At 39.7% G+C, this 15,262-nt stretch carries 16 protein-coding genes and 1 tRNA gene; 9 read left to right on the top strand and 8 right to left on the bottom strand.

The window, feature by feature from the left end:
- Positions 1 to 192: 192 nt before the first annotated feature.
- The 4 genes from pseC to accB are packed head-to-tail and all read right to left on the bottom strand — an operon-like array spanning position 193 to position 3,685.
- Entirely contained in the window at positions 193 to 1,302 is a 1,110-nt protein-coding gene (gene pseC / locus CQA58_RS00005; RefSeq protein ID WP_115568661.1) for a UDP-4-amino-4,6-dideoxy-N-acetyl-beta-L-altrosamine transaminase, read from the bottom strand.
- Entirely contained in the window at positions 1,299 to 1,877 is a 579-nt protein-coding gene (locus tag CQA58_RS00010; protein ID WP_115568662.1) for a hypothetical protein, read from the bottom strand. Before CQA58_RS00010 ends, pseC begins: the two co-directional genes overlap by 4 nt.
- Positions 1,878 to 3,221, bottom strand: coding sequence for an acetyl-CoA carboxylase biotin carboxylase subunit (locus tag CQA58_RS00015; RefSeq protein ID WP_115568663.1), 1,344 nt, complete (start codon positions 3,219 to 3,221; stop codon positions 1,878 to 1,880).
- Positions 3,222 to 3,226: 5 nt separating this feature from the next.
- Positions 3,227 to 3,685, bottom strand: a complete 459-nt coding sequence (accB, locus tag CQA58_RS00020) for an acetyl-CoA carboxylase biotin carboxyl carrier protein (protein ID WP_115568664.1) — start codon at positions 3,683 to 3,685, stop codon at positions 3,227 to 3,229.
- A gap of 101 nt (positions 3,686 to 3,786) precedes the next feature.
- Between accB and dcd the strand changes: the two genes are divergently transcribed.
- Positions 3,787 to 4,347, top strand: coding sequence for a dCTP deaminase (dcd, locus tag CQA58_RS00025; RefSeq protein WP_115568665.1), 561 nt, complete (start codon positions 3,787 to 3,789; stop codon positions 4,345 to 4,347).
- Positions 4,348 to 4,352: 5 nt separating this feature from the next.
- On the opposite strand, the gene CQA58_RS00030 is transcribed toward dcd, so the two are convergent.
- Together CQA58_RS00030 and CQA58_RS00035 are read right to left on the bottom strand one after the other, a co-directional pair.
- Positions 4,353 to 4,952 (bottom strand): phosphatase PAP2 family protein, encoded by a 600-nt coding sequence (locus CQA58_RS00030; protein WP_115568666.1) that lies wholly within the window; start codon positions 4,950 to 4,952, stop codon positions 4,353 to 4,355.
- A gap of 1,583 nt (positions 4,953 to 6,535) precedes the next feature.
- A tRNA-Arg gene (locus tag CQA58_RS00035) sits at positions 6,536 to 6,612 on the bottom strand.
- A gap of 130 nt (positions 6,613 to 6,742) precedes the next feature.
- Here CQA58_RS00035 and rpsU point away from each other — a divergent pair.
- The 8 genes from rpsU to CQA58_RS00075 all read left to right on the top strand — a co-directional run bounded on the left by rpsU (position 6,743) and on the right by CQA58_RS00075 (position 13,199).
- Positions 6,743 to 6,955: a 30S ribosomal protein S21 gene (rpsU, locus tag CQA58_RS00040; RefSeq protein ID WP_104725020.1), complete on the top strand. Its 213-nt coding sequence runs from the start codon at positions 6,743 to 6,745 to the stop codon at positions 6,953 to 6,955.
- 130 nt (positions 6,956 to 7,085) lie between these two features.
- The gene (gene fabG, locus CQA58_RS00045; protein WP_115568667.1) at positions 7,086 to 7,829 is read left to right on the top strand and encodes a 3-oxoacyl-ACP reductase FabG; all 744 of its coding nucleotides are present in this window, start codon (positions 7,086 to 7,088) and stop codon (positions 7,827 to 7,829) included.
- A gap of 80 nt (positions 7,830 to 7,909) precedes the next feature.
- A complete protein-coding gene (gene acpP / locus CQA58_RS00050; protein ID WP_115568668.1) occupies positions 7,910 to 8,140 on the top strand; it encodes an acyl carrier protein in 231 nt (76 codons plus the stop codon).
- A 40-nt stretch (positions 8,141 to 8,180) separates the two neighbouring features.
- Entirely contained in the window at positions 8,181 to 9,419 is a 1,239-nt protein-coding gene (locus tag CQA58_RS00055; protein WP_115568669.1) for a beta-ketoacyl-ACP synthase II, read from the top strand.
- Position 9,420: 1 nt separating this feature from the next.
- Positions 9,421 to 10,350, top strand: a complete 930-nt coding sequence (gene accA, locus CQA58_RS00060) for an acetyl-CoA carboxylase carboxyl transferase subunit alpha (RefSeq protein WP_115568670.1) — start codon at positions 9,421 to 9,423, stop codon at positions 10,348 to 10,350.
- A 200-nt stretch (positions 10,351 to 10,550) separates the two neighbouring features.
- A complete protein-coding gene (locus CQA58_RS00065; protein WP_115568671.1) occupies positions 10,551 to 12,083 on the top strand; it encodes a flagellin A in 1,533 nt (510 codons plus the stop codon).
- Positions 12,084 to 12,145: 62 nt separating this feature from the next.
- On the top strand, positions 12,146 to 12,796 hold the full coding sequence (locus CQA58_RS00070) for a 3-methyladenine DNA glycosylase (protein ID WP_115568672.1): 651 nt from the start codon (positions 12,146 to 12,148) through the stop codon (positions 12,794 to 12,796).
- Between the two features lie 37 nt (positions 12,797 to 12,833).
- On the top strand, positions 12,834 to 13,199 hold the full coding sequence (locus tag CQA58_RS00075) for a hypothetical protein (protein ID WP_147288581.1): 366 nt from the start codon (positions 12,834 to 12,836) through the stop codon (positions 13,197 to 13,199).
- Here the strand turns inward: CQA58_RS00075 and CQA58_RS00080 are convergent.
- Both CQA58_RS00080 and galE read right to left on the bottom strand, forming a co-directional pair.
- Positions 13,190 to 14,197, bottom strand: coding sequence for a glycosyltransferase family 4 protein (locus CQA58_RS00080; RefSeq protein ID WP_245942712.1), 1,008 nt, complete (start codon positions 14,195 to 14,197; stop codon positions 13,190 to 13,192). The genes CQA58_RS00075 and CQA58_RS00080 overlap by 10 nt on opposite strands.
- 1 nt (position 14,198) lies before the next feature.
- Positions 14,199 to 15,227, bottom strand: coding sequence for a UDP-glucose 4-epimerase GalE (galE, locus tag CQA58_RS00085; RefSeq protein ID WP_115568674.1), 1,029 nt, complete (start codon positions 15,225 to 15,227; stop codon positions 14,199 to 14,201).
- Positions 15,228 to 15,262 lie beyond the last annotated feature (35 nt).

Here is a 15,262-nt window from a genome sequence, read left to right on the forward strand (position 1 = left end):
CCCCCCCCCCATTTTTGTATTTTTCTTGGTATTTTTTTTTATTATAAACTCCTTTGTAAAAAACCTAAAATTTAAATTCTTGAAATTTAGAAAAATTAAATCAATGACAAACACAAAAAGTGGGTAAATAAAAGGTTATTTTTTGTGGGGGGGGGGGGGGCATATATCGGTATCTAGGGAGTTTGAGGGATTTTATCTCTTGCAACCTTTGTATTTGGAGAGAATGTCTAAAATGATTTGTGAAGTATTTTTGGCATCTTCTAAGCTCATCTTTTGATGACAAGGGATAGAAAGCTCTGCTTTGTAGAAATTTTCGGCATTGTAGAGTGGAGTATGGGGAGAGTAGAGAGAGTAGAGGTGGATAGGTTTGTAATGCACTTGCACTCCAAGCCCTGCGTTTTGTAGCTCTGTGAATATGTCTTCTTTGGAGCACCACAGACTTTGAGAGAGGAGGATTGGGTAGAGGTGGCGAGTGCTTTTGATATAAGAGGGGATAGAGAGGGTATCAAAGTAGGGGTTACCCTCAAAAACTTCATTATAAAATTGTGCGATTTTCTCCCTTTGGGCGATGAAAGTATCAATCTTTTTGAGCTGTGAGCGTCCAAGTGCTGAGGCAATATCGCTTAGTCTGAAGTTGAATCCACTGCTTTGCACTTCAGTATTCCAAAGTGTTTTTTTCACTACTCCATGAGAGCGTATGAGCTTGGCTTGATTGTAAATCTCCTCATCATTTGTTGCCAATGCCCCACCTTCGGCTGTGGTGATGGGCTTGAGTGCGTGGAAGCTAAAAATCGTGCTATCTGCCAAAGTGCCGATTTTCTCTCCTTTGTATTCTCCCCCAAAACTATGAGAGCTATCAGAGATAAAAGCAAGGTTGTGTTTGTGGGCGATTTGTCTGAGAGTATCTACCTCTACACTCTTTCCTGCATAATCTACACTTACAATCGCTCTAGTGCGTGGGGTGATGAGGGAGCTTATTTTGTCTTCATTGATATTGCCATCGCTCTTGATATCGCAAAATATGGGTTTTGCTCCATTTTCTAAGAGCATATTGCAAGTGGCTACAAAGCTTATAGGAGTGGTAATGACTTCGCTATCTTTGAGAGCGTGAGCTTTATAAGAGCAATATAGGGCTGAAGTGGCAGAGTTGAAAACTAGCACATACTTTACTCCCAAATACTCTGCTAACTCTCTTTCAAAAAGCTCTGTTTGCTCTCCTTGAGTGAGGGTGGGGGATTGCAGGGCATTGATGACAGAGGCGATGTCATCATCTTGGATAAATTGTGTGCTGTAAGGATTCATAGGAGTTGAGAGAGATTGGGTGTGAGAGTGGCGAGATTGTGAGCGTTTTTGAAAAGTGGGTTTTTAAGCATTGTTTCATCAAACTCTACACTTTGCTCAAACATTCCATCTATCTCTTCCTCAAAACCTTTGAGAAGAGTTTGAGCTTTTTCTTGATTTTTGGAGAGAAGCTCTTGATATTTTTGTGGATTTTTTAGCACCTGTTCGATTGAGGGGGTGGGGTTTGAGCCTAGAAGTGGGTTGTTGATTTTCTCTAGCATTGGTTTTAGTCGTGTTTTGAGAGAATCAAGGCGATGATGAAGATTGGTGGCATTGGTGTTGTTTGCCATTTGGGATTTGATAGATTCAATCTCGCCGATTTCTTCTTGGATAAGAGAGAGGGTTTTTTCATAGCTTTGCAAAGAAGAGATTTTGTGGTTTAGCTCTTTGATTTTTGTCATTAGAGCATTTTGAAACTTGACTTCTTCTTGGAATTTTTTCTTCTCCTCTTGGGGGATAGAGGAGGAAGAAGTGGGTTGCATCGCTACCTTGAGGGTTTGAGCGTTGCTAGGTTGGGAATGAGTTTGTATCTTCATCTAAAGGATATGCTCTTCAAGATATTTGGTGTAAATCTTTGATTGTTTGAAATCTTGATTTTCCATCATCTCGATATGGAAGGGGATTGTAGTTTTGATCCCCTCGACTTTAAACTCTCTCAAAGCTCTATGCATTCTTTTGATTGCCTTTTCTCTATCTTCAGCCCAAACGATGAGTTTGCCTATCATAGAGTCATAAAACATCGGCACGACATAGTTGCAATATGCTTGGCTATCAAGTCTGACATTAGCCCCACCCGGTGCAATCCAAGTGGTGATTTTGCCAGGACAGGGGAAGAACTTTTTAGGATCTTCGGCTGTGATTCTGCACTCGATAGAATGCCCTTTGAATGTGATTTTCTCTTGGCTTGGGAGCTTCTCTCCCTCTGCGATTTTTATCATCCACTCCACTAAGTCAAGCCCACTCACCATTTCACTCACGGTATGCTCGACTTGAAGTCGTGTATTCATCTCCATAAAATAAAAATCTTTGTTGTTGGCATCTAGCAAAAACTCAAATGTCCCTGCTCCCACATAGCCGATATGTTTCCCTGCTTTGACTGCTGTTTGAAGCAATCTTTCTCTCACTTCAGGACTTAGCACCACAGCAGGAGACTCCTCAATGAGCTTTTGCTGTCGTCTTTGGGCTGAACAATCTCTTTCTCCGATGTGGATTACATTGCCGTGTTTGTCAGCCAAAATCTGCACTTCAATATGTTTGGGGTTTTTGATGAACTTTTCCATATAAATCGTGCCATCACCAAACGCTGAAAGTGCCTCACTCTCGGCAGCTAGATAGGAGTTGGCTAAGTTTTCTTCACTCTCTACCACTCTCATTCCTCTTCCTCCACCTCCTGCGGCGGCTTTGATGATGACAGGATAGCCAATCTCTCTAGCAACTTCTTTGGCTTCTTCTAAGTCTTTGAGTGCTCCATTGCTTCCCATAATCACAGGTACTCCTGCCTCTCTCATCACATCTTTGGCTTTGGATTTATCACTCATAAGATTCATCACTTCAGAACTAGGTCCGATAAACTCGATATTGTGATGTTTGCAAATCTCGACAAATTGCTGATTTTCACTCAAAAACCCATATCCTGGGAAAATCGCATCAGCCTCAAAAAGCTCGGCAGCACTGATGATGGCAGGGATATTGAGATAGCTCTCACTTGATTTCTCAGCCCCTATGCAAACTTTGGCATCTGCTACATCTAAATAATGTGCGTCTTTGTCAGCAGTAGAATACACTGCGATTGCCTCTTTCCCCATTTCTTGAATCGTGCGAATCGCACGCAAAACGATTTCGCCTCTATTGGCGATTAGGATTCTTTTTAGTTTTTTCATTGCTATTAGATCTTTTCTACTTTGATAAGATTTGAGCCAAACTCCACAGGTTGAGCGTCATTTGCGACGATTTCAACAACTTTGCAATCAAATTCAGCTTCAATTTCATTCATAATCTTCATCGCCTCAACAATACCGATGATTTGTCCTTTTTTGATTTTGTCCCCTACATTGACATAAGGAGAGGCATTGGGAGAAGGACAGCGATAAAAAGTCCCTACCATTGGGGATTTGATAAACTCACCCTCTTGTGTGCTTAGGGCAGGGGTTGTGCTTGGAGCTTCAGCCACTACTGAAACACTAGGCATAGCAGGGGCTACATTTTGCACTTGGGGGATTTGCACTTGGGAAGCAGGAGCATTTTTTTCTAGGTGGATTTCAAAATCTCCTTCTTTGAGAAAAATGCTAGAGATAGAGTTTTTGGAAAAAATGTCAATGAGTTTTTCGACTTCTTTAAAATTCATAAATCAACCTTTCATTATAAAGATTTGCCCTCTTTGAGAGGCTATAAGTTTGCTATCATAACATATTTAAAAACACAAACACCATAAAGTAAGGAAAATCAATGGGACTAAAGTCAGATTTTTGGATTAGAGAGATGAGTGTGAAGCACAAAATGATTGAGCCATTTTGTGAGAAGCAGGTAGGGAGTGGGGTAGTGAGCTATGGACTAAGTAGCTATGGATATGATATTAGAGTGAGTGATGAGTTTAAGATTTTTACCAATATCAACTCCACCGTGGTTGATCCTAAAAACTTTGATTTTAATAATGTAATAGATTTTACAGGAGATGTATGTATCGTGCCACCGAATTCTTTTGCACTGGCTAGGACGATTGAGTATTTTAGGATTCCAAGAGATGTTTTGGCTATCTGTCTAGGGAAAAGCACTTATGCACGCTGTGGGATTATCGTCAATGTTACGCCTTTTGAGCCTGAGTTTGAGGGGCATATCACGATTGAGATTTCAAACACAACTCCACTTCCTGCAAAGATTTATGCCAATGAGGGGATTGCTCAAGTATTGTTCTTGCAAGGCGATGAGGCGTGTGAAACAAGCTATAAAGATAAGGCAGGGAAATATCAAGGGCAGAGAGGAATTACTCTACCTAGAATATTGAAGTAATTTTCTTAAAAAGAGCGAGTATAAGAGATACTATATACACTGCGATCGCGAATGTCATTGGTGCGATTGAGTGCGATTCGCTCTTTGCTTGGATCAATGTATTTGGAGCTGACAAGGTAGCTGATACCAAAGCCAATCATTGCTCCTGATACGACTTGAAAGGGGGTATGCTTTTGGGCTACAACCCTAGATACTCCTGTGAGGGTTGCCAAAAGAAAAGTAGGTAATCCCCATTTCCACCCATAACGCTTTTGCATAAAACCTGTGGCAGAAAATGCTGAGGCTGTATGTCCTGATGGGAATCCGTGAAATGCTCCACCATTGGGGCGTTGAGCAAATGCCACTTCTGTGGAGTATTTTTTGCCTAGTGCGTTGAGAGAGAGCTTGAAAGTGTAGGTTACCCCCATTGTCGCTCCAAAACCTATGGCAAGCTCTTTTAGTCCCTCATAGTCTTCTTTTGCTAGAGCATAAGTGGCTGAGAAAGCAGGAAGGAGTTGCAAGACATCACTGAGCTGATCAAAGAGATCTCTGACTTTTTGTGAAGCACAAAGGGGGGATGTGAAAGTGGCACAAGCCAAGAGTAGGCTTAAAAATGGCTTTTTCAATGTTTTTCCTTAAAATGAAGTGATTTATGGAATTTTTACATAAAAAAGGAGCAAAATTGTAAAAGTTGAGGGGAATTATCTTGCTAGGGGTTGAAGCTTTGGCTTTTGGTTTGGATTGTATTTGAGCAAAGATTTAATAAGGAAGTAAGGCATTGGGGGAAATCCCCCACAAACCAGCTTCCTTTTTAGGATACTTCCTTATTATTTGAAAAAGTGCAAAAAGCTAACAAAAAATCGGCTGGTTTGTAATATAATGCCTTTTGGTTTTTGTTAGAGTTACTTATTAGAGCAACTCAAGAATAAGTTTTACTAGCTCTAAAAAAGCTAGTAAGAACTTGGCAATTTGGATTATTAGATTCATTTTGCCAACCCTCCTTATTCCTAAGGAAAGTATCCCTGCTTTATGCACAATTTAATTCTACCATAGTCAATGATAAATTTCCCTTGAAAATCAAAAATGTAAAAACACAATAAAAATAGTTTTTAGAGATTATTTGGAGAGCAAATAAACGCAGTAAATTCTAGGTTTATATGCTTTTGTGGGCAGGACTATTTGTAAATTGAGAATTTGAAAAGACATTTTTTGAAGAAGGCAAAGGTTTTGTAGTTTTGGTTGAAGTGGAGTGAGGAGGGGTAAGCCTTTTTCTTTGGGGATTAAAAAGAGGATAAAAACAAAAACAACAAAAAAGCTAAAAATACCCTATCAAACCACAATCTCCTTCAAATCTTATCCACCCATTCTCTCACCTTGAGCGTTGATGAAATTTTGGAGAAAAAACAAGGCAGAAGTGCCTTGTTCTCCAAAATGAATAGCTCAAGATTTAGCGAGGCTTTCCTCTATTGGCAAAAAGAAAGGGGGCAATCACTTTCTTTTAGGGGGAGTGAGGAGGGGTAAGCCTTTTTCTTTGGGAGTAAAACCTGATATTCTAAAATCTAATAATAAAGAGGTGAAAGTGATAAAAGGACACAGGGGTGGTAGTCCCCTGTGTTGAACTCGGTATGGCAGTCATCTCTTATTTCTTGAGAAAATTCCTTATTTCCTCTCGAAAGAGGGTAACAAGGATAGAAATAACCGCGATGAAAATCATCAAGAAATCCATCTTGGACTCCTAATAAACAAGAATCCACCCACACACCCAACTCAATGTCCAAAAAAAAAGCCCAAACCCCAAAGGAGCTTGAGCTTACTTGTTTATTAGGACCAAGTTCAAATAACCACCTACCAAATGGTTGAGAATATTCTAACTCAAAAATAGACAATCGTTAAACAAAATCTCAATCAAGATTGCAAATCCTCTCAAATCTTATCCATTCACCCTCTTGTCTTGAGCGTGGTAGGGGTTTTGAGGAGCAAAATAAAAAAACTCAAGAGCAAGATTTAGCGAGGCTCTCCCCCATTGGCAAAAAGAAAGAGCAATCACTTTCTTTTAGGGGGAATGAGGAGGGATAAGCTTTTTTCTTTGGGAGTAAAACTTGATATTTTAAAATCTAATAATGAAGTAAAAAACTACAATGAAAATCATCAAGAAGCACACAAAATATAAAAAAGTATAAATAGGGATAAGTATTTGTAGATGAGTAAATGGTATGCCCAGAGGGATTCAAACCCCCGACCTACAGGACCGCAACCTGTTGCTCTATTCAGCTGAGCTATGGACACATATTCTAAGCAAAAGCGTAATTATAAATGAAGTTTTGCAAAATTGAGGGAGAAAAATGATTTTTTTGATTAAAATTGCATTCTCTCTATTGTATAGAGAGTAAATTTATCAAAGATTGGTGGTGATTTTATGCCAGGCATTAAAATGCGTGAGAACGAGTCTTTTGATGAGGGTTACAGAAAATTCAAAAAGCAAACTGATCGAAACTTGGTGGTAACTGAGTGCAGAGCTAGAAGATTTTTTGAATCTAACACTGAAAAACGCAAAAAGCAAAAGATTAACGCGAAGAAAAAAATGCTTAAGCGTCTTTATATGTTGCGACGCTATGAGTCAAGACTCTAAGATGCTTTTCTCCTCCCTTTTGGGAGAGAGTTTCCCCTTTTAATCAATCAATTTCTTAGATTATCCCATAAAGATTATTTCCAAACTAAGATACACTTTGCTTTTGAAAAAGTTTTGATAAGGAGTGCAGATGCATTTTAGTGGAAAGAATGTTTTGATTACAGGTGCAAGTAAAAGCATTGGTGCAGATATTGCAAGAGTATTGGCAGGTTATGGGCTTAAAGTATGGATCAACTATCGCTCTAAGCCTGAATTGGCTGATGCATTGCAAAAAGAAATCACTGATAATGGTGGGGTAGCAGCGACAATTTGCTTTGATGCTACTGATGAGGAGGCGTTTATCCAAGCTATCAATACGATTGTGGAGTGTGATGGAGAGTTGAGTTATTTAGTCAATAATGCAGGAATCACAAACGATAAACTAGCTCTAAGAATGAAAACTGATGAGTTTATGGGCGTGATTGATGCAAATCTCAAGTCTTGCTTCATTGGTTGTCGTGAGGCACTCAAGGTAATGAGTAAGCAAAGGAAGGGGAGTGTAGTCAATATCGCTTCAATCATCGGAGAGAGAGGGAATGCAGGACAGACAAACTATGCAGCAAGTAAGGGGGGAATGATTGCGATGAGTAAGTCATTTGCTTATGAGGGAGCAAGTAGAAATGTTCGATTTAATTGCATTACTCCAGGATTTATTCGCACAGATATGACAGCAGAACTCAAAGAAGAGATTAAAGATTACTATATCAAAAACATTCCTCTAGCACGATTTGGAGAGGGCAAAGAAATCGCTGAGAGCGTGGCATTTTTGCTCTCTGATAGCTCCTCTTATATTACAGGTGAAGTGCTAAAAGTGAATGGTGGATTGTATATGTAATGCAAAAAGTGGTAAGTTTGCTAGAATTTTTAGCTAAAATTCACCGCTTAATCCAAAATACAAAAATGTAAGGAGAAAAAATGGCTACATTTGATGATGTAAAAGCGATTGTTGTTGAGCAACTTGGTGTAAGTGCTGATGAGGTAAAGATGGAGTCAAAGTTTGTTGATGATCTCAATGCTGACTCTCTTGATGTTGTTGAGTTGATTATGGCTCTTGAAGAGAAACTTGGGGTAGAAATCCCTGATGAAGATGCTGAAAAGATGACATCAGTTGGTGATGTTGTAGCTTATATCGATAGCAAGAAGTAAAATACTCCCCCTACAAGGGGGGAAACTAAGGAGAAAATATATGCGTCGCGTTGTTGTAACAGGTCTTGGAATGATCAATTCATTGGGTCTTACTAGAGAAAGTTCTTTTAAATCCATTGTTGAGGGAAATTGTGGGATTAAAAGAATTTCGTGTTTTGATGCAAGTGATTTCCCTGTGCAGATTGCAGGAGAGATTACAGATTTCAATCCTGAAGAAGTGCTTGATGCAAAAGAGATAAAAAAAGCCGATCGCTTTATTCAAATTGCACTCAAAGCTTCAAAAGAAGCGATGCTAGATAGTGGACTATTAGGAAGTGATGGCAAGTGTGATGAGAGTTTATCAAATCGATTTGGTGTAAGCTCAGGAGCAGGGATTGGAGGACTAGGCAATATTGAGAAAAATTCAATTGTATGTGAGCAAAAAGGTCCAAGAAGAATCACTCCATTTTTTATCCCCTCAGCACTTGTGAATATGCTAGGAGGATTTACTTCTATTGAGTTTGGACTAAAGGGGCCAAATCTAGCAAGTGTTACAGCTTGTGCGGCAGGGACTCACGCAATCTCTGAAGCGACAAAAACTATTATGCTAGGTGGAGCTGATAAAATGCTAGTGATTGGTGCAGAATCCTCTATCTGTCCAGTAGGGATTGGTGGATTTGCAGCGATGAAAGCACTTTGTGATCGCAATGATGAGCCACAAAAGGCTTCACGCCCATTTGATAAAGAAAGAAGTGGATTTGTAATGGGTGAGGGTGCAGGAGCATTGGTGCTTGAAGAATACGAGAGTGCCAAAGCTAGAGGAGCTAAAATCTATGCTGAAGTTGTAGGATTTGGAGAGAGTGGAGATGCAAACCACATCACAACTCCTGCTCCTCAAGGCGAGGGAGCTTATCGAGCGATGAAGGCTGCACTTGAGATGGCAAAGATTAAACCTGATTATATCAACGCTCATGGAACAAGCACATATTACAATGATTTGTATGAGACTTTGGCTCTCAAATCTCTCTTTGGTGGCAAAGAAAATGTTCCACCTGTAAGCTCTACAAAAGGACAAATCGGACATTGTCTAGGAGCAGCAGGAGCGTTGGAGGCAGTTATCTCAATTACTGCAATGGAAAAAGGCATACTCCCTCCTACAATCAATCAAGAAAATCCTGATCCTGAGTGTGATTTGGATTATATCCCTAATGTGGCAAGAGAGGCTAAGATTGAGTCTGTGATGAGTAACTCTTTTGGCTTTGGTGGGACAAATGGGGTTGTAGTTTTCAAGAAAGTATAAAATGGCAGTTTATTTAGATTTCGAGCAAAAACTCAAAAGCATTCAAGATGAGATAGATTCTGCAAAGCTCAAAGGCGATTTTCACGCCCAAGAAATTTTGGAAAAAAATCTTGAGAAAGAGACTCAAAAACTCTACTCTAGTATGAGTGATTATCAAAAAATGCAAATTGCACGACACCCCGATCGTCCTTATGCAATGGACTATATCGATATGATTATGGATGAGAAGTGCGAGATTAGTGGAGATAGACACTACAAAGATGATAAAGCTATTGTTTGCTTCTTAGGGTATATTGGGGGGCAAAAGGTTATGGTCATAGGGGAAGAGAAAGGAAGAGGGACGAAAAATAAGCTAGAGAGAAATTTTGGTATGCCAAACCCTGAGGGATATCGCAAAGCCCTTAAGGCTGCAAAATTGGCAGAGAAGTTTGAGATCCCAATTTTAATGCTTGTAGATACCGCAGGAGCATATCCAGGAATTGGAGCAGAGGAAAGGGGACAGAGTGAGGCGATTGCTAAGAATTTGCAAGAATTTGCAGATTTGAAAGTGCCTACAATTTCTATCATCATTGGAGAGGGTGGAAGTGGAGGAGCTTTGGCTATCGCTGTGGCTGATAGACTTGCAATGATGAGCTATTCAGTCTTTAGTGTCATCTCTCCTGAGGGTTGTGCAGCAATTTTGTGGAATGATCCTAGCAAGATTGAATCAGCAATGAAAGCAATGAAAATCACAGCAAAAGATCTCAAAGAGTGCAAACTCATTGATGATATTGTAGAAGAGCCATTTTGTGGAGCACATCGCAATAAAGAAGAGGCAGGAAAAGCAATCAAAGACTACTTCCTTAAAGCTCTCAAAGAAATCAAGTCAAACAAAGACTTCCTCTCTAAGCGATATGAAAAATTGATGAATTATGGGGTTTTCAAAGAATGATCCCTCAAAAAGGGGTGGGTTTCTTCTAAGATTTTAGTTTCCATTTATCTTTCAAAAATTCACTAAGCTTAAGCTTTCAAGAAAGATTTGATAAGAAAAATCAAAAAAACACAAAAAAATCATTTAAATTTTTTGAGAGCTTCCGATATTGTCTTCACTAAACAGGGAAGTTTAGGTTAAAAAACAAAAAGGAGTTTATTATGGCTTTTCAAGTCAATACAAACATTAGTGCATTGAATGCACACGCCCAATCAACCTTTACACAAAGCAAGTTGAAAGGTTCATTGGAGAAACTAAGCTCAGGTTTGAGAATCAACAAAGCAGCAGATGATGCTTCAGGTATGGTTATCGCTGATTCTTTGAGATCTCAAGCAATGAGTTTGGGTCAAGCAATCCGAAATGCAAATGACGGAATTGGAATGATCCAAATTGCTGATAAGGCAATGGATGAGCAAGTAAAAATTTTGGAAACTATCAAAGTAAAAGCTGCACAAGCTGCACAAGATGGTCAATCAGCTCAATCAAGAAGAGCGATCCAAAATGACATTACTCGTCTTATCCAAGGGCTTGACAATATCGGTAACACAACAAGTTACAATGGTATTTCTTTGCTCACAGGTTCTTTTACAAACAAAGAGTTCCAAATTGGTGCATATTCAAACCAAACAATTCACGCCACTATTGGTGCAACAACTTCTGATAAAATCGGACAAGTTAGAATTGAAACAGGTTCAAATGTATCTGCTGCTGGTGAGGTGTCTTTGACATTTAGACAAGCAGATGGTGCTAATGATGTAACTTTGGAGAGTGTTGTTATTTCTCACTCAGCTGGAACTGGACTTGGTGCTTTGGCTGAAGTAATCAACAAAAACTCTGATAGAACAGGAATTAGAGCTCAAGCTAATGTCCAATCTACTTCTGATGGTGCAATCAAAGCAGGAGATATCAAAGGATTGACAATCAATGGTGTAAGCTTTGGTGATATTATTGGAGTAAAAGAGAACGATGCTGATGGTCGTTTGGTTGCTGCAATCAATGCTGCGACATCTGATACAGGAGTTGAGGCTTTCACAGATAATCTTGGAAGACTTAACCTTAGAAGTATGGATGGAAGAGGTATCTATCTTAAGGCTCAAGATGCTGGAGAGAATGCAGCAATCACTTCTCTTAATGGAGGACAAAGACTTGCTGAGGGTTCTAGCAACTATGGAAGACTTTCTCTTACTCGTCTTGATGCAAGAGATATCCAAGTAGTTTCAGCCCCTGGTTTCTCTGGAGCTTCAGATTTCAAAGCTATTGGTTTTGGAATGGGTATGGCTGCTGAGACAACAGTAAATCTAAGAAGTGTTCTTGGAGAGTTCAATGCTTCAGTTAAATCTGCTGCTGGTGGAAACTACAATGCCGTAATTGCAAGTGGTGCTAGTTCTCTTGGTGCGGGTGTAACAAGCTTGGTAGGTGCAATGGTTGTAATGAATATTGCTGAATCAGCACAAAAAACACTTGATAAGATTAGAGCGGATATGGGTTCTGTGCAAAATCAAATGACAAGCACAATGGACAATATCACAATCACTCAAGTGAATGTCAAAGCTGCTGAATCCAATATCAGAGATGTTGATTTTGCTGCTGAGTCTTCAGACTTCAGTAAATACAGCATTCTTGCTCAATCTGGTAGCTATGCACTATCACAAGCAAATGCAATGCAACAAAACATTCTAAGACTTCTTAGCTAAGTTTTTTAATGTGATCTTCCCTAAACCCCTTATCAAAGGGGTGGGGGGATAAAGTTGCAAAAATGAAATATCAAAATTCTTTTGAACTCCTCTCTTATCTTAAAAGCTTAGATTTATTAGAGCAATCTCCATCGTGGTGGTGGCCAAATTATGGAAGTTTTGAAGTGGTTGTTGGCTCAATCCTTACCCAAAATACACGCTGGGAAAATGTAGAAAAATCTCTTCAAAAACTCCATAGCATAGGAGTATTGAGTGGTGAGAGTGAGAGGGATTTGCTCTCCTTTGCTCAATGCGATTCGCTTCTTTTGGGCTCATTGATTGCTCCAAGTGGATTTGCCAATCAGAAAGCCACTCGATTAATCCTTCTTGCCAAAAATATTCTTCAAGAATTTGGGAGCTTTGAGGTGTTTGCTCAAGAGGTGAGCGGTGAGTGGTTGCTTTCTCAAAAAGGCATAGGGCAAGAGAGTAGGGATTGTATCCTCAATTATGCGTGTTTGAGGGAGGTTATGGTGGTGGATCGCTACACTCAAAGACTGCTCTCACAGATTGGCTATGAGATTTTTGATTATCAAGAGTTGCAAGAGTGGTTTATGAGTGGGCTAGAGTGGGGAGATGTTTATAGCTTGTATGAGGAAGATGTATCTTTGGCACAAATTTATGCAAGGTATCATGGAAAAATCGTTGAGTTTAGCAAAAGGGGTTTGCGTATTTAGTGGGTTTTGTTATAAAGATAAAAACAAAAGGGAGAGAATGAGAGTCGTAGTTTTTTTGAGTTTTTTTATTTCTTTGATTTTGGCTTGTAGTGGGGATTGTGCAAGTTGTCATTTTAAGCTTGATTACAAGAGCGATGAAAGACATAAAAGTATGCTTGAGTGCAAAAGTTGCCATACAGAAGAGAAAATGAATGCCATTGAGATGGGGGGGTGTGGGCAAGATTGCTTTGCTTGTCATTCTCCTCAAAAGCTCCAAAACCCCTCTCTAAGCAAAGAGCATGGAATGATCCCACAATGCATTGAATGCCACAAAGGACTCCAAAAACAACTCTTTAATCCTCAAAATCTTTTCAAAGGAGGGAGTGTCTTTGAGCAAATGCCAAACCTCTTCCCTCAAAAATGATTTTTGAATTTCACCAATCTTTGATAGATGAGTAGATAAAGAATGATAAAAATCCCACTTCCAAGCAAAAGAGCTTTTTCATCATTGCAGAAATAGAGTGCATAGAGCATAAAGGGGGCAATAAAGGCAAGGATAATAAGTGTGGTTTTGGGGTTGCTTTGAGTTTTGTGAAAAATGAGTTGGTGGAGATGATTGCTATCAGGAAGCATTGCAGGAATTTTGTGTCTTTTTCTGCGATAGATTGAAAAAATCACTTCCCAAAATGGATAGATTAGCAATGCGATCCCAAACCAAGGACTAATGTGAGAGCTTGGGGCTTGGGTGAGATTGATAAGAGAAATGGAGAGAATGAAGCCCAAAAAATACGCCCCACCATCTCCTAAAAATATCTTTCCCTTAGGGAAGTTAAGAGCCAAAAATCCCAATACTCCACCTAGCAAAGCAAGAAACACAATACTCTCAACCCCTCCCTCACTTAGATAAGTTAGCACTCCAAGAGCAATGAGTGCCACTCCACCTGCTAGTCCATTGAATCCATCAATGATATTGATTGCATTGATAATCCCTACAATTGCAAAGAGTGTGAAAGGGATAGCGATATAAGAGGGCAGAGTAATCCCAAAGCCAAGATTTTGGAGATATAAATCTGAGAGATAGATAAAAGCCCCACCCCCTAAGCATTGCAAAACCAAACGCACTTTTGGAGAAAGAGAGGCGTTGAAATCTTCTACTAATCCACTTAAAAACACCAAGCTCCCCCCCACCAAAGCCCCATAGATAAAGTTTGATTGAGTGTGAAGCAAAGAGAGGGAAGTGAAGAGAAAGGGTGCAAAGATTCCTATCCCGCCCGCTCTTGGAGTGGGGAGAGTGTGGAATCTTTGGGGTTTATCACTCGTGGCAGTATCGATAAATAGTCCAAATTTTTTGGATAAAACAATGATAGAGAGATTGAGTAAAAGAGAGCAGAAAAACCCTCCAAAGAGTAGATATGCACTCAAATTATTTCCTCAAACACTTTTCCCACTCATACGCACTTTTGCAAATCAGCTCTAAGTCATTGTAGAGAGGTTTCCAAGAAGTGAGAGTGAGGAGTTTTTGGTTTGAGGCAATAAGCATTGCAGGATCTCCCTCTCGGCGTGGAGAGATTTTGGCTTCAAAGTCAATGCCTGTAACCCTCTTCATCGTTTCCACAACCTCTTTGACGCTATATCCTCTATTGTAACCCACATTGAAAATATCAGATTTTTGGTTTTGCATCAAATACTCATACGCACTCAAATGAGCCCTTGCCAAGTCATTGATATGCAAATAATCTCTAATGCAAGTGCCATCAGGAGTAGGGTAATCATCACCATAGATTCCCATACTCGCTCTTTTGCCAATCGCACACTCGCTTGCCACTTTGATGAGGTGAGTTGCCTCTAGGCTTCTCTGCCCCAATCCCTCAGCCTTTGCCATCTCTTCAGGTGTGTTATCTACATTTGCCCCTGCGACATTGAAATATCTCAAAGCAATGTAGTTGAAATCGTGAGCCAAAGCCGTATCTCTCAATACCCATTCACTCATCAATTTTGAGCTTCCATAGGGGTTGATAGGGGAGAGTGGGGTGGCTTCACTCACAGGATTGATTTTGGGCTCTCCATAGACTGCTGCTGTGGAGCTGAAGATAAAGTTTTTGATATGGTTTTTGACACAAAGATTGATAAGATTTGTGGTATTTACAGCATTATTGAGATAATACTTCAGGGGATTTGCCACCGATTCGCTTACAATGATTGAGGCTGCAAAATGCACTACGCAATCAAATTGATTTTTTCTCAAAAATTCATCAATCTTCTCCACTTCTTCCAAAGACGCTTCAAAAAAACTCACACGATTGGGGAAGTGCTTAATCAAATAATCATAAGTTTCTCTAAACCCTGTGCTGAGATTGTCAAGCAAAGTGATATGGGCTTGAGTGTTTTTCAAAAATTCATAGGCAGTATGTGAGCCGATATATCCACACCCACCGCTTAAAAGAAGTTTCATTTTTGCTCCTTTTTATAGAGATAATTTGAGATTAT

This window comes from Helicobacter brantae, assembly GCF_003364205.1.
GTDB lineage: Bacteria > Campylobacterota > Campylobacteria > Campylobacterales > Helicobacteraceae > Helicobacter_G > Helicobacter_G brantae.